This is a genomic window from Lentzea sp. NPDC004789, assembly GCF_053601075.1.
In genome coordinates this window covers 84,472-98,017 of sequence record NZ_JBSGBE010000003.1, presented here as the reverse complement: position 1 = coordinate 98,017, position 13,546 = coordinate 84,472, and the positions used below count along the sequence as shown (strand labels likewise).

General features: G+C 69.4%; 13 protein-coding genes. 8 read left to right on the top strand and 5 right to left on the bottom strand.

Annotated features, from left to right (window positions below):
• Positions 1–117: 117 nt before the first annotated feature.
• Entirely contained in the window at positions 118–1,257 is a 1,140-nt protein-coding gene (locus ACWEIJ_RS08030; RefSeq protein ID WP_449836447.1) for an FUSC family protein, read from the top strand.
• On the opposite strand, the gene ACWEIJ_RS08025 is transcribed toward ACWEIJ_RS08030, so the two are convergent.
• The 3 genes from ACWEIJ_RS08025 to ACWEIJ_RS08015 all read right to left on the bottom strand — a co-directional run bounded on the left by ACWEIJ_RS08025 (position 1,166) and on the right by ACWEIJ_RS08015 (position 2,759).
• Entirely contained in the window at positions 1,166–1,417 is a 252-nt protein-coding gene (locus ACWEIJ_RS08025; protein WP_449836446.1) for a hypothetical protein, read from the bottom strand. The two genes, ACWEIJ_RS08030 and ACWEIJ_RS08025, sit on opposite strands and share 92 nt — an antisense overlap.
• Positions 1,417–2,046 (bottom strand): GmrSD restriction endonuclease domain-containing protein, encoded by a 630-nt coding sequence (locus tag ACWEIJ_RS08020; protein WP_449836445.1) that lies wholly within the window; start codon positions 2,044–2,046, stop codon positions 1,417–1,419. Before ACWEIJ_RS08020 ends, ACWEIJ_RS08025 begins: the two co-directional genes overlap by 1 nt.
• 104 nt (positions 2,047–2,150) lie before the next feature.
• The gene (locus ACWEIJ_RS08015) at positions 2,151–2,759 is read right to left on the bottom strand and encodes a hypothetical protein (protein WP_449836444.1); all 609 of its coding nucleotides are present in this window, start codon (positions 2,757–2,759) and stop codon (positions 2,151–2,153) included.
• 110 nt (positions 2,760–2,869) lie between these two features.
• Between ACWEIJ_RS08015 and ACWEIJ_RS08010 the strand changes: the two genes are divergently transcribed.
• The 5 genes from ACWEIJ_RS08010 to ACWEIJ_RS07990 all read left to right on the top strand — a co-directional run bounded on the left by ACWEIJ_RS08010 (position 2,870) and on the right by ACWEIJ_RS07990 (position 7,778).
• Positions 2,870–4,159, top strand: a complete 1,290-nt coding sequence (locus ACWEIJ_RS08010) for an adenylosuccinate synthase (protein ID WP_355438119.1) — start codon at positions 2,870–2,872, stop codon at positions 4,157–4,159.
• A 95-nt stretch (positions 4,160–4,254) separates the two neighbouring features.
• Positions 4,255–5,022 (top strand): ABC transporter permease, encoded by a 768-nt coding sequence (locus ACWEIJ_RS08005; protein WP_449836443.1) that lies wholly within the window; start codon positions 4,255–4,257, stop codon positions 5,020–5,022.
• A complete protein-coding gene (locus ACWEIJ_RS08000; RefSeq protein ID WP_449836442.1) occupies positions 5,007–5,708 on the top strand; it encodes an ABC transporter ATP-binding protein in 702 nt (233 codons plus the stop codon). The genes ACWEIJ_RS08005 and ACWEIJ_RS08000 overlap by 16 nt, the downstream gene beginning before the upstream one ends.
• Positions 5,692–6,660 (top strand): ABC transporter substrate-binding protein, encoded by a 969-nt coding sequence (locus ACWEIJ_RS07995; protein WP_449836441.1) that lies wholly within the window; start codon positions 5,692–5,694, stop codon positions 6,658–6,660. The genes ACWEIJ_RS08000 and ACWEIJ_RS07995 overlap by 17 nt, the downstream gene beginning before the upstream one ends.
• Positions 6,657–7,778: an LLM class flavin-dependent oxidoreductase gene (locus ACWEIJ_RS07990; RefSeq protein ID WP_449836440.1), complete on the top strand. Its 1,122-nt coding sequence runs from the start codon at positions 6,657–6,659 to the stop codon at positions 7,776–7,778. Before ACWEIJ_RS07995 ends, ACWEIJ_RS07990 begins: the two co-directional genes overlap by 4 nt.
• Here ACWEIJ_RS07990 and ACWEIJ_RS07985 read toward each other — a convergent pair.
• Together ACWEIJ_RS07985 and ACWEIJ_RS07980 are read right to left on the bottom strand one after the other, a co-directional pair.
• The gene (locus tag ACWEIJ_RS07985; protein WP_449836439.1) at positions 7,768–8,850 is read right to left on the bottom strand and encodes a glycerophosphodiester phosphodiesterase; all 1,083 of its coding nucleotides are present in this window, start codon (positions 8,848–8,850) and stop codon (positions 7,768–7,770) included. The genes ACWEIJ_RS07990 and ACWEIJ_RS07985 overlap by 11 nt on opposite strands.
• Before the next feature lie 84 nt (positions 8,851–8,934).
• Positions 8,935–10,503 (bottom strand): Na+/H+ antiporter, encoded by a 1,569-nt coding sequence (locus ACWEIJ_RS07980; protein ID WP_449836438.1) that lies wholly within the window; start codon positions 10,501–10,503, stop codon positions 8,935–8,937.
• Between the two features lie 173 nt (positions 10,504–10,676).
• Between ACWEIJ_RS07980 and ACWEIJ_RS07975 the strand changes: the two genes are divergently transcribed.
• Positions 10,677–12,620, top strand: a complete 1,944-nt coding sequence (locus tag ACWEIJ_RS07975; RefSeq protein ID WP_449836853.1) for a TRAP transporter permease — start codon at positions 10,677–10,679, stop codon at positions 12,618–12,620.
• Positions 12,556–13,533, top strand: coding sequence for a TAXI family TRAP transporter solute-binding subunit (locus ACWEIJ_RS07970; RefSeq protein WP_449836437.1), 978 nt, complete (start codon positions 12,556–12,558; stop codon positions 13,531–13,533). Before ACWEIJ_RS07975 ends, ACWEIJ_RS07970 begins: the two co-directional genes overlap by 65 nt.
• Positions 13,534–13,546: the final 13 nt, after the last annotated feature.

Sequence of the window (13,546 nt, the reverse complement as noted above, 5' to 3'; positions counted from 1 at the left end):
GGGGGCGGGTTCGCCTCGGTCTGGCCGGTTGTGCCTGATGGCCCCGGGATCAAGACTGGCGGCGGCAGAGACGGACGAGCCAGGTCGGGGTGAGTGGTGGGCGCGGTCGGTGAAGCGGTGGGGCGTGGGCTGACGCGGTGGCGCGCGGCCGCGTTGCCGATCGTGCAGTGCGCCCTGTCCGCCGGGATCGCCTGGGTGGTGGCGACGCTCGTGATCGGGCACCAGCGCCCGTTCTTCGCGCCGATCGCCGCGGTCGTGTGCCTCGGGGTCTCGCTGGGGCAACGGCTGCGGCGCGTCGGCGAGCTCGTCGTCGGCGTGTCGGTCGGGGTCGGCGTCGGTGACGCGTTGATCAGCTGGATCGGGTCCGGTCCCTGGCAGATCGCGCTGGCCGTGGGCCTCGCGATGTCGGCGGCCGTGCTGCTGGACGGCGGCTCGGTGATCGCGTTGCAGGCCGGCTCGTCCGCCGTGCTCGTCGCGACGTTGCTGCCGCCGAGCGCGGGCGGCGGGTTCGACCGGATGATCGACGCGCTGACCGGTGGGCTGGTCGGGCTCGCCGTGGCGGCGTTGCTGCCCGCGAATCCGGTCACCGTGGCCCAACGGCAGCTCAAGGTGCTCACGAACACCCTCAGCGGCGCGCTGCGCAACCTCGCCGACGCGCTCACGGAGAAGGACGCGGTCAAGGCGGCCGGAGTGCTGGCCGAGCTGCGCACCAGCCAGACCACGATCGACGACTACAAGTCGGCCCTGCAGACCGGCAGCGAGATCGCGAAGATCGCACCCATCCGGTGGCGGTCCAAGGACGGGCTCAGCCGGTACCAGACCGCGGCGGGACCGGTGGACTACGCGATCCGCAACACCCGCGTGCTCGCTCGCAGGACCATGGCGGCGCTCAAGGCCGACGAGGAGATCCCGGACGGCGTGCCGGAGGTGCTGAAGGACTACGCGGACGCCGTCGACTGCCTTCGGGGCGAGCTGGAGAAGGGCAGGACGCCCAAGGACACCAGGGAGGCCGTGCGGGGCGCCGCGCGGCATCTCACCGCGCGGCGCCTCGGCGGGGACGGGTTCTCGTCCAAGGTCGTGCTGGCGCAGATCCGCAGCGTGGCCGTGGATCTCCTGCAGGCCACGGGACTGAGCCGGAGCGAGGCGATGGAGGCGCTTCCGCCCCTCAGCCCTCCGGCCGGTTCAGCAGGCCCAGCAGCAGCTGGTGAACCGGCTCGTGATCACGAGGATCAGCCAGGACGCACGAACCGCCCGTGATGGCGTACCACTCCTCCGCGCCCTCGTAGCGGACCAGTGCGCGCAGCTTCCCGTCGTCGGACAGCTCGGTGCACAGCTCCAGGTCCCCGGTGACGACACCGACCTCGTCGGTCATCACGCCGCCGGGGCCGGCCACGAAGAGCGAGGAGAGCGTTGCCATCAGCACCTTCCGAGCATGCCCGTCAGTTCAGTCTTCTCGGCCGAGTTCACGCTGAGGCCGTAGTAGCTCTTCGTACCTACCCACATCTTGGCGTAGGTGCACCAGTACGACGTCAGCGGAGGCTTCCACGTGGCCGGGGTCTGGTCGCCCTTCGCCTGGTTCACGTTGTCGGTGACCGCGATGAGCTGCGGGCGGGTCATGTCGTTCGCGAACGCCTGGCGCCGCGCGGTCGTCCACGACGACGCTCCGGACCTCCAGGCGGCCGCCAGCGGCACGATGTGGTCGATGTCCAGGTCCGAGGCCGCGGTCCAGGTCGCACCGTCGTACGGCGAGTACCAGCTGCCGGAGACGGCCGCGCACGACGAGTCGGTCACCACGTTCGTGCCGTCCCGCTTGAGCACGGCCTCGCGGGTGTTGCAGGTGCCCGACTGCGTGATCCAGTGCGGGAACTTGTCGCGGGAATAGCCCGTCATCGGGCCGTCGGCGCGCACGGTGAGACCGGCCAGCATGCTGCGGGCCTCGGTCGCGGTGGGAATGTTCTGGGGTGTCGCGAGTGCAGGGGAAACAAAACCGACGGCGAGTGCCAGGGCGGCAACGAGAACACCGACGGTTCGGTTAACTTTTGACATCGTCCCGACCTTCCTTGTTGGAAGTGATCGGGACACACCCTCAGTGACAGTGTGGAATTAGGCAATACCTTTGGGTGACACTCAAGTGAATGACAAGCGCACGACTAGACGCCTCGAACCAGCCTCAAGTCCTCGGTGTGGCGGTACCAGGTCCACTTGTCGACCGGGCGCGGGTGCTTGTGACCGTCGAGAACGGCCGTCGTGGGCAGGCAGCCCAGCTGGAACGCGCGCGGGCGGCTCTCCCTGACCTTGGCGCCGATGAGGCGCTTGTTCACGATTCGGATCACGAGGCCCAAGCCGCCTTCCGGATCCGGCGTGCACTCGATCCGCGAGGCCTGACCGCGCAGCACGTTGTCCGCGTCGCTGTAACCGACGCCACGGACAGGTGACAACACGCCGAGTCCCATCAGCACGCCGCCGACGTCGTCGCGCACGAACGGGACGGGATCTACGTCACCGTTGAGGGCGATGTCCAACGCGCGTTCCGGGTCGGTCGAGAGGCCCCACAGCGCGGCGACGGGCGACTGGCCCACCGGCACGTAACCCAGTGCGACCGAACCGAGCTTTTCCTTGCGCAGCAACCGCAGCGCGACCGCGGACAGGTCGGCGTCCGTGCCCACGACGATGAGCCGTTCGGCGTCCAGGTGCTGATCCACGTGGTCCTTGCCGGGACGGGCCGGAACGACCTGCACCCCGTCACGTTGAGTGATCATTGGCAACTGCGTGTTTCCGCAGGCCAACACGATTCCGCGCACGGTCATCTCCTGGTCTACCCTCGCTTACCGGCATTCGCTCGAACCAGTCCAAGCGCTTGGAGTTTCACATGCCGGCCGTCGTGCTGATCGGTGCCCAGTGGGGCGATGAGGGCAAGGGCAAGGCCACCGACATCCTCGGTGAGCGTGTCCAGTGGATCGTCCGCTACCAGGGCGGCAACAACGCGGGTCACACCGTGGTCCTCCCGGACGGCCAGAAGTTCGCCCTGCACCTGATCCCGTCCGGCATCCTGACGCCCGGCGTGAAGAACGTCATCGGCAACGGTGTCGTGGTCGACCCCGGCGTGCTGCTCGAGGAGCTCTCGGGCCTGGAGGAGAAGGGCGTCGACACCAGCGGCCTGCTGATCTCCTCGGACGCGCACTTGATCATGCCGTACCACGTGGCCATCGACAAGGTGACCGAGCGCTACCTGGGCAAGGCCAAGATCGGCACCACCGGCCGCGGCATCGGCCCCGCCTACCAGGACAAGCTCGCCCGCGTCGGCGTGCGCGTGCAGGACCTGCTGGACGAGAAGATCCTCCGGCAGAAGGTCGAGGCGGCCCTGGACTTCAAGAACCAGGTGCTGGTCAAGGTCTACAACCGCAAGGCGCTCGACCCCGACCAGGTCGTCGACCAGGTGCTGGAGCGCGGGCAGCACTTCGTGCACCGCATCGCCGACACCCGCCTGCTGCTCAACCAGGCGCTCGACCGCGGCGAGATCGTCGTGCTGGAGGGTTCGCAGGGCACCCTGCTCGACGTCGACCACGGCACCTACCCGTTCGTCACGTCCTCGAACCCGACCTCGGGTGGCGCGACGGTCGGCTCCGGCGTCGGCCCGACCCGCATCAGCACCGTGATCGGCATCCTGAAGGCCTACACGACCCGCGTGGGCTCCGGTCCGTTCCCGACCGAGCTCAACGACGACATGGGCGAGTACCTCCGCAAGCAGGGCGGCGAGTTCGGTGTCACCACCGGGCGTTCGCGCCGCACCGGCTGGTTCGACGCCGTGATCGCCCGCTACGCCTCGCGCGTCAACGGCATCACCGACTACTTCCTCACCAAGCTGGACGTGTTGTCGGGCCTGGAGAAGGTGCCGGTCTGCGTCGCGTACGAAGTGGACGGTCGCCGGGTCGACGAGATGCCGATGACGCAGACCGACGTGCACCACGCCGTGCCGGTCTACGAGGAGCTGCCTGGCTGGTTCGAGGACATCTCGCACTGCCGCGAGTTCGACGAGCTGCCGGCCAACGCCAAGGCCTACGTCGAGTACCTGGAGAGCATCATCGGCGCCCGCGTGTCGGCGATCGGTGTGGGCCCCGGCCGCGACCAGACGATCGTCCGCCACGACGTGCTCGGCTAGAAAAAGGGCGCAGCACCGACTATCTCGATGTACGACGCTTTTTCACGATTTGGGCGTCGTTGACGAAGGGCCACGGCTCGCCTGTACTTCTGGCCGTGGCCCTTTCTCTTGTCCGAAAACCCGCGGTACCGGTGCGCTGGATCAGCCCGGTAGCGCTGGTTCTGCTGTGGCAAACGGCCAGCTCAGTGGGCCTGCTGCCGCCGGAGAAGCTCGCCTCGCCGCTGACCGTCGCGCAGTCCGCCGGTGAGCTCATCGCGGATGGCCAATTGGCCGACGCATTCCTCGTTTCGCTGGGCCGCGTTTTCTTCGGCTTTCTCATCGGCGGCACGATCGGTCTTGCCCTGGGGCTGGTTTCCGGCCTTTCCCGGTGGGGCGAGACGTTGCTCGACCCGCCCGTCCAGATGCTGCGGACGCTGCCGCACCTCGGTCTGATCCCGTTGTTCATCCTGTGGTTCGGCATCGGCGAGGAGCCCAAGCTCGCGCTGGTCGCGGCCGGTGTGGCGTTCCCGCTCTACCTCAACCTGCACGCCGGCATCCGGCAGACCGATCCCGGTCTGGTGGAGGCCGCTCGCGTGCTCGGGTACGGCCGTCTCGAACGGATCGTGCACGTCGTGCTGCCGTCCGCCGTGCCGCAAACCCTGGTGGGACTGCGGATCGCGCTCGGCACGGCGTGGCTCTCGCTGATCGTCGGCGAGCAGATCAACGCCGACGCCGGGCTCGGCTTCCTGATCAACAACGCCCGTGAGTTCCTCCGCACCGACGTCGTGGTCGTCGGCCTCGTGGTCTACGCGCTGCTCGGCCTCACGACCGACGCGCTGGTGCGGCTGCTGGAGAGGAGGGTGCTGCGATGGCGAGTGCGGTGAGCATCAGGGGGCTGCGCAAGGCTTTCGGGTCGCGGACCGTGCTGGACGGGATCGACCTGGAGATCGCGCCGGGCGAGTTCGTGGCGCTGCTCGGCCGCAGCGGCTGCGGCAAGTCGACGTTGCTGCGGATCCTGGCGGGCCTCGACCGCGAGATCGAGGGCACCGCGGCGGTTCCCGGCACGGTGTCGATCGCGTTCCAGCAGCCGCGGTTGCTGCCGTGGCGCAAGGTCTGGCGGAACATCGCGCTGGGCCTGCACAGGCCGGACGGGCACGCGGTCGCGCGCAAGGCCCTGGAGGAAGTGCGGCTGCCCGATCACGCCGACGCGTGGCCGCTGACGTTGTCCGGCGGTGAGGCGCAACGGGTCTCGCTCGCACGCGCCCTGGTCCGCGAACCCGACGTGCTGCTGCTGGACGAGCCGTTCGGCGCGCTGGACGCGTTGACCAGGCTCGCCATGCACCACCTGGTGGAGGACCTCTGGGTCCGGCACCGGCCGGCCGTGCTGCTGGTGACCCACGACGTCGACGAGGCGTTGCTGCTGGCCGACCGGATCCTCGTGCTCGACGAGGGCCGGATCGTCGCCACGCACCACGTCGACCTGCCCCGCCCGCGCCGCCGGGCCTCCGTTGTGGAGCAACGCACCCGCGTGCTCGCCGACCTGGGAGTGGATGTTGAAACAGCTGCCTAGCCGAAAATGGCTCAGCCTGCTCGCCGCGATCCTGTTCACGACCGGGTGCTCGGCCGCCGCGCAGGACACGCCCGCCGGCGAGGTCGTGCTGAAGGTGGGTGACCAGAAGGGCGGGGCGAAGGCGCTGCTGACGGCCGCCGGTCTGCTGAAGGACTTCCCGTACAAGATCGAGTGGTCGACCTTCACCTCCGGTCCGCCGCTGCTCGAAGCCGCGTCCGCCGGAGCGATCGACGTCGGCGGCGTCGGCAACACACCGCCGATCTTCGCCGCCGCCGCGAACGCCAGGATCGCCGCGGTCGGTGCGTCGAAGGGTGACGTCGAGGCGGACGCGATTCTGGTGCCGGAGAACTCGCCGCTGCGCAGCGTCTCTGACCTCAAGGGCAAGAACATCGCGGTCGCCAAGGGCAGCTCGGCGCACGGCCAGGTGCTGTTGACGTTGCGCGCCAACGGGTTGACGACCAAGGACGTGACGCTGAACTTCCTGCAGCCCTCGGACGCCTACGGCGCGTTCACCCAGGGCAAGGTCGACGCGTGGGCGGTCTGGGACCCGTACACCGCGCAGGCGCAGGCGGAGGCCAAGGCGCGCGTGCTGGCCGACGGCCGGGGCCAGGCGAACGGGTACGGCTTCCAGGTCGCGGGCCGCAAGGCGCTGGACGACAAGGGGAAGACGCCGGCGCTCAAGGAGTACCTCGTCCGCTACTACAAGGCGCAGAAGTGGGCCGACACGCACCGCGAGGAGTGGGCGAAGGCCTGGGCGGCCGAGACGGGCCTCAAGTACGAGGTCGCGTTGGCCGCGGTCAACCGCAACGGCGACCTGCCGGTCAGGATCGACGACACGCTGATCTCCTCCGAGCAGGAGCTCGCCGACGCGTTCACCGAGGACAGGACGTTGCCGGGCAAGGTCGACTTCGCGAAGTTCGTCGACACGAGGTTCCAGGGAGATCTGACATGAGCGTCACGCTGCACTGGTTCCTGCCGACCTCCGGCGACGGGCGCACGGTCGTGGAGCACTTTCACGCGCAGCGCGCGCCTGCGGCCGGGGCGCGTCGCGAGCCGGACATCGACTACCTGGCGCAGATCGCGCGCACGGCCGAGCAGGTCGGCTTCACCGGCGTGCTCACGCCGACCGGCACGTGGTGCGAGGACGCGTGGCTGACCACGTCCGCGTTGATCGCGCAGACCACGAGGCTGAAGTTCCTGGTGGCGTTCCGGCCGGGCGTGCTCTCGCCGACGCTCGCCGCGCAGATGGCCTCGACGTACCAGCGGATCTCGCGCGGCCGGTTGCTGCTGAACGTCGTGACCGGTGGCGATTCCGTTGAGCAGCAACGGTTCGGTGACTGGCTCGACCACGACCAGCGGTACGCGCGCACCGACGAGTTCCTGCAGATCGTGCGCGGGATCTGGACCGGGAAGCCGTACTCGTTCCACGGCGAGCACTACCAGGTGCGGGACGCGACCGTGCTGGCCGCGCCGGACCCGGTGCCGCCGATCTACTTCGGCGGCTCGTCGGACGCCGCTCTGCCGGTGGCGGCGCGCAACGCCGACGTCTACCTGACGTGGGGCGAACCGCCGGCGGACGTGGCCGCGAAGATCGCGCGGGTGCGGACGCTCACGGATCGCCCGATCCGGTTCGGCATCCGGCTGCACACGATCAGCCGGGACACCTCGGCCGAGGCCTGGGAGGCGGCCGCCCGGCTGCTCGACGCGCTGGACCCGGCCGCCGTGGCGAAGGCGCAGGAACAGCTGCGCGCGTCGGAATCCGTTGGCCAGCAACGGATGGTCGCGTTGCACGGCGGCGACCTCAGCCGCGGCGTGCGCGGTCTGGAGATCTACCCGAACCTGTGGGCGGGCGTCGGCCTGGTGCGCGGTGGTGCGGGCACGGCGTTGGTGGGCTCGCACTCGGAGGTCGCGGACCTGATCGAGGAGTACCACTCCATCGGGATCAGCGAGTTCGTCCTCTCCGGCTACCCGCACCTGGAGGAGGCCTACTGGTTCGGCGAGGGCGTGCGGCCGCTGCTCGCGCAACGCGGGTTGCTCGGCAGCGACCGCACGCTGGTGCTCAGCGCTTGATCTTGGCCTCGATGGCCGTGTCGGGGTTGTCCGCGAACAGGCCGTCGAGACCGGTCCTGAAGAACACGTCGTACTCCTCGAAGGCCCGGCCGTACGCGGCCGGGTCGGCGGAGGAACGGAAGTCCGCGGGCAGGAACGAGTTCTCGTTGCGGAACGTCCAGGCGTGCACGGCCAGATGGACCTTGTGCGCGTCCGCGACGAGCGTGGTCGGCTGCTTGAGGAAACCGGCGGCGTCCCGCGGGACGATCAGGTCCTTGGTGACGCCGACGCCGTCCGCGTACGAGCGGACCTCGCGCAGACCGGCCGGGGTGACCAGGTCGGCGTAGGTGCGCTTGTCGCCGGCGACGACGAAGTCGTACGGCGCGCCCGAGCCGTTGACCAGCTGGATCAGCGGCACGCGCAGGGACCTGTTCAGCTGCTTGAGGTTCGCCACCTCGAACGACTGCACGAACACCTTGGCACCGCGGCGGTTGAGGCCGTTGCGGTTCAGCACGTCGACGAGCTTCGGTTCCAGCGCGAGACCGATCGACTGGAAGTACGTCGGGTGCTTGGTCTCCGGGTAGATGCCGATCTCGCGGTGCAGCTCGCGGGACAGCCGCTTGGTGAGGTCGATGACCTCCTGCAGCGTCGGCACCTGGAAGCGGCCGTCGTAGAGGGTGTTGCGCGGGCGGATCGCGGGGATGCGTTCCTTGGCGCGCAAGGTCTTCAGCTCGGCGAGCGTGAAGTCCTCGGTGAACCACCCGGTGATCGGCGCGCCGTCGATGACCTTGGTCTTCTGGCGGTCTTTGAACTCCGGCCTCGTCGAGACGTCGGTGGTGCCGCCGATCTCGTTCTCGTGCCGGGCGACCAGCTGACCGTCCTTCGTGGACACCAGGTCCGGCTCGACGTAGTCGGCGCCCATGCGGGCGGCGAGCTCGTAGGACGCGAGCGTGTGCTCGGGCCGGTACGCCGACGCGCCCCGGTGCCCGATGACGATCGGTCCCTTGTCGTCGTGTGCCGAGGCGGAGGGCAGGGACGCCACCACCGCACCCGCGAAGACGAGGACCGCGGCGGCAAGACCTCTCCGGAACATCGTTCGACCTCCCAGTTCGTGTTGAGAGCGCACCCAAGCATCGCAACACGAAATGCAGGTGAACGGTTGCTCACGGGGCAGTGCCTATTCACGTGACAGGGCGGCCTCCTCCAGGTCCAGCTCCCGCAGCACGCGGAACAGCACCTCGTCGTCGATCTCGCCCTGGTCCCTGGCCCGGATGAACTCGTCGCGCTCCGCGCTCAGCATCAGCCGGCGCAGCCTCCGGTACGCGGCCGCCGGGCTCTCCTCCTCCTGGCGCCCGAGCCGTTCCCACGCGGCGTTGCCCCGGTGCTCGGCGAGCGAGCGCAGCTGGTCGCGCACGTGGTCGGGCACCTCGCCGATCTCCTCGTCGAGCCTCGTCACGGCGGCCTGCGCGGCCCGGTGCTGCACCTGCGCCTCCGCCAGGGCGTCCTGGCGGGCGTCGTCGCCCTCGAAGCCGATCTTGTTGATCACCCACGGCAACGTCGTGCCCTGCAGCAACAGCGTGGCGACCGTGACCACGAACGCGCAGAACACGATGATGTCGCGGCCGGGCACCTCCTGCGGAATCGCGGCGGCCGCGGCGAGGGTCACCACGCCGCGCATGCCCGCCCACGCGATCACCGTCACCTGGCCCACGTGCGGCTGGCGCTCCCGTTCCCGCAGGCGTTTGGACATCAACCTCGGGATGTACGTGGCCGGGTACATCCACACGAACCGCGCGAGGATCGTCGCCAGCAGCACGGCACCCGCGCCCAGCAGCAGACCGGTGTTCAGCTCGACGTCGCTGACGATCGTCGACAGCTGCAGCCCGATGAGCGCGAAGACGAACGACTCCAGCAGCACGTCCACCGACCGCCACACCGCCGCGTCCTGCAGCCGGGTCGTGTAGGTGCCGCGGGGTGAGTGGTGGCCGACGTAGAGGCCCGCGACGACGACCGCGAGCACACCGGAGAACTGGACGTCGTGGAACAGCAGGTGCGGGCCTTCTTCGGCGAGCAGGTAGGCGCCGAACGGCACGAGCAGGCCCAGCGCGCTCTCCAGCACGCCCTCGCAGAGCCGCTTGCGCAGGAGGCGGACCGCGACGCCGACGACCAGCCCGACCGCGATGCCACCCACCGTGACCAGCACGAACATGCCGACGCCCGCGATCGGGTGCATCGCCGCGCCGACCGTCGCCGCCACCGCGACCTTGAACGCGGTCAGCGCCGTGGCGTCGTTGATCAGGCTCTCGCCGACCAGCAGCGTCATCGCCCGGCGTTGCAGACCGAGCCTGCGCCCGATCGCGACCGCCGCGACGGCGTCCGGTGGCGCCACGACCGCCCCGAGCACCAGCGCGGCGGCGAACGGGAGGTCCGGGAACACCAGCTTCGCCGTGACGCCGACCACGAACGTCGTGAACAGCACCAGCCCGACCGCGAGCAGGCCGATCGGCCGCAGGTTCGCGCGGATGTTGAGGTAGGAGCTGTCCAGCGCGGCGCTGTAGAGCAGCGGCGGCAGCACCAGGACCAGGATCAGGTGCGGGTCCAGCTCGAACTCCGGCACCCCCGGTACGAACGAGACCACGAGCCCGACGGCGACCAGCACCAGCGGCGCCGGCCAGTTGAACCGGCGGGCGACGGACGTGACGACCAACGCCCCGAGCAACAGCAGCAGCAGTTCAGGCCCGACCATGCCCTCATTCTGCGTAAAGATCGGCGGCCGGACCTCCTCGCACGCGGAGAGCACCGCCCGAGTCTTTGCAATCTCTTTGGATTGACCCTCTCCTGCTGTGATCGCGGCCACAGTACGTTCGGTCTGTGGCCAACCCCGATCTAGCCCGCATCGTCGCGGAGCACGACGAGGAGATGCCGTCGCGTTCGCTCTCGCCCAGGTGGGAGCGGGCGCTGTGGATCGCCGGTCTGCTGATCGCGCTCCTGGTGCTCGAGCAGGTGTTCTTCCCGTTCGCCAAGGGCAGCCAGTACTACCTGATCATCTTCCTGGCGGTGACGCTGCCGCTGGTGTTCCTGTCGTACGGCCGCGGGCACACACCTCCGTGGTGGGACTGGGTGCTGGCGCTGGTGGCGTTCGTCGCCGGCGCGTACCCGCTGTTCGGGGGCTACGACGAGTTCCTGAACCGGCAGGGGCAGCTGACCGCGCTGGACGTGCTCGCGGGCTCGGTGCTGCTCGTCCTGATCCTGGAGGCGTGCCGGCGCACGACCGGATGGGTGCTTCCGGTGGTGTGCCTGGCGTTCATCGCCTACGCCTACTACGGCGGGTTCCTGCCGCCGTCGTGGTCGATCTCGCACTCCGGCGTCGACTACGCGCAGATCATCAACGCCTTCTTCAACGACTCCAGCGGGTTCTACGGGATACCGCTCGACGTCGCCGCGACCTACATCGTGCTGTTCACGATCTACGGCGCGATGCTGAACGCGTCCGGTGCCGGGAAGTTCTTCGTCGACGTCAGCTTCGCCGCCTTCCGCAAGTCGCGGACGGCTCCCGGCCGCACGGCCGCCACCGCCGGGTTCCTGCTCGGGACCGTCTCCGGGTCCGGGACCGCGACGACCGTGTCGCTGGGTGCCGTGACGTGGCCGATGCTCCAGAAAGCCGGTTACCCCAGGGAGAACGCGGGCGGGCTGCTCGCCGCGTCCGGCATCGGGGCGATCCTGTCGCCGCCCACCCTGGGCGCGGCGGCGTTCATCATCGCCGAGTACCTGGACGTGTCGTACCTGTCGGTGCTGATCTGGGCGATCATCCCGACGCTGCTGTACTACCTGGGCATCGCGCTGGCCGTGGAGGCGGACGCGCGGCGGTTCGGGGCCCGGCCGGTGGACGTCGACGCGCCGCGGTTCCGGCACGTGCTGAAGCTCGGCTGGTACCACTTCCTGTCGCTCGGGATCATCATCGTGTTCCTGGCGCTGGGCATCCCGGTCTACCGAGCGGTCGTGTACGCGACGGGCGTGGCGGCGTTGTTCGCGTTGATCGACCACCGGCGCGACTGGTTCCGGCTGGTCGCGGACGCCCTGTCGATCGGCGCGCGTTCGGCGTTTCCGGTGATCGCGGTGTGCGCGGCCGCGGGCGTGGTCACGTCGACGATCACCAAGACCGGGCTGGGGCAAGCGCTTGCGGGCTCCCTGGTGGACCTGGCTTCGGCCGTTTCGTCGTCACCTGTGGTCGTCTTGATGCTGACGGCGGTGTTCGCGGCCGTGGCGGTGTCGGTGCTCGGGCTGGCCGTGCCGGTGACGGCGTCGTTCATCATCTCGTGGGTCGTCATCGGGCCGGCGTTGATCACGCTGGGCGTGGAGCCGGCCGAGACCGCGATGTTCATCTTCTACTACGCGGTGTTGTCCGAGGTGACGCCGCCGACCGCGCTCGCCGCCGTGGCCGCCGCCGCGCTGACCGGCGGCGATGTGATGAGGACGATGTGGCAGACGTGGAAGTACACGCTGCCGGCGTTCCTGGTGCCGCTGGCGTTCGTGCTGACCGACGCCGGCTCCTCGCTGCTGCTGCGCGGGTCGCTGCTGGACTCGCTGTGGGCGTTCGCCGCGTCCGCCCTTGGGGTGGCCGCCCTCGCGGTGCTGACGGGCGGCTGGTTGTTCGGTCCCGCGCGTTGGCCGGAACGCCTGCTGAGCGTGCCGGCCGCGTTGTTCCTGCTCTACCTGCAGCCGTTGACGATCGTGCTCGGGGCCGGGTTCCTCGTGGCGGCCGTCGCGGTCCACCTGGTCACTCGTGGGAGGGTTCGTGATGCTGCGCAAGTACGCGATCGGCGCCATCGCTCTGGCGCTCGTGGTTTCCGGGTGCGGCGGTAAACGCACGCCCACCACCCCGGACGCGTCGGGCGGTGGCACGTCGTGCGAGGCGTCCGAGGGCCGGATCACCATCGCGACCGGCAACTCCGGTGGCGTGTACTTCGTGGTCGGCGGCGGCCTGGCGAAGCTGATCTCCGACCACACGAAGCTCAAGGCGTCCGCCGCCGAGACCGGTGCGTCCGTGCAGAACATCCAGCAGCTCGTCTCCGGCACGTACGACATCGCGTTCTCGCTGGCCGACACGGCCGCCGACGCGGTGAACGGCACCGGCGCGTTCAACGGCAAGAAGGAGAAGATCGCGGCGCTGGCGCGGATCTACCCGAACTACACGCAGGTGCTCGTCCGCGCCGACTCCGGGATCAACTCGGTGGCCGACATGAAGGGCAAGCGGATCTCGACGGGGTCGCCGAAGTCCGGCACCGAGGTGATCGCCGGCCGGTTGCTGAAGTCGGCGGGCCTGAACATCGACTCCGACGTCTCGGCCCAGCGCCTGGACCTGACCAAGACCGCGGACGGGATGAAGGACGGCACCATCGACGGCCTCATCTGGTCGGGCGGGCTGCCGACGCCGCAGATCACCGACATCACCACGTCGCTGAAGGACAAGGTCAAGTTCGTCGACATCAGCCCGTTGCTGCCGGAGATGAAGAAGATCAGCTCGGTCTACGACGGCGGGAAGATCCCGGCTGCGACGTACGGCACCTCGGACGTTGCGACGATCGTCGTACCGAACCTGCTGCTCGTGCGCGAGGACTTCGCGGCCCCGAACGCGTGCGCCATCACGAAGCTGATCTTCGACAGGAAGGCTGACCTGGAGAAGGTCCACCCGGCCGTGAAGGACATCTCCCGCGACAAGGCGGCGGCGTCCGACCCGGTCCCGCTGCACCCTGGAGCGAAGCAGGCGCTCGGCTGAACTACGCTGGGGC

Bases quoted from the DNA above. Each gene is read 5' to 3' on its own strand.
- ACWEIJ_RS07970 (WP_449836437.1), top strand. From the start codon at position 12,556: ATGCTGCGCAAGTACGCGATCGGCGCCATCGCTCTGGCGCTCGTGGTT.
- ACWEIJ_RS08015 (WP_449836444.1), bottom strand. From the start codon at position 2,759: ATGATCACTCAACGTGACGGGGTGCAGGTCGTTCCGGCCCGTCCCGGC.
- ACWEIJ_RS08025 (WP_449836446.1), bottom strand. From the start codon at position 1,417: ATGGCAACGCTCTCCTCGCTCTTCGTGGCCGGCCCCGGCGGCGTGATG.
- ACWEIJ_RS08020 (WP_449836445.1), bottom strand. From the start codon at position 2,046: ATGTCAAAAGTTAACCGAACCGTCGGTGTTCTCGTTGCCGCCCTGGCA.
- ACWEIJ_RS07985 (WP_449836439.1), bottom strand. From the start codon at position 8,850: ATGTTCCGGAGAGGTCTTGCCGCCGCGGTCCTCGTCTTCGCGGGTGCG.
- ACWEIJ_RS08010 (WP_355438119.1), top strand. From the start codon at position 2,870: ATGCCGGCCGTCGTGCTGATCGGTGCCCAGTGGGGCGATGAGGGCAAG.
- ACWEIJ_RS07980 (WP_449836438.1), bottom strand. From the start codon at position 10,503: ATGGTCGGGCCTGAACTGCTGCTGCTGTTGCTCGGGGCGTTGGTCGTC.
- ACWEIJ_RS08000 (WP_449836442.1), top strand. From the start codon at position 5,007: ATGGCGAGTGCGGTGAGCATCAGGGGGCTGCGCAAGGCTTTCGGGTCG.
- ACWEIJ_RS07990 (WP_449836440.1), top strand. From the start codon at position 6,657: ATGAGCGTCACGCTGCACTGGTTCCTGCCGACCTCCGGCGACGGGCGC.
- ACWEIJ_RS07975 (WP_449836853.1), top strand. From the start codon at position 10,677: ATGCCGTCGCGTTCGCTCTCGCCCAGGTGGGAGCGGGCGCTGTGGATC.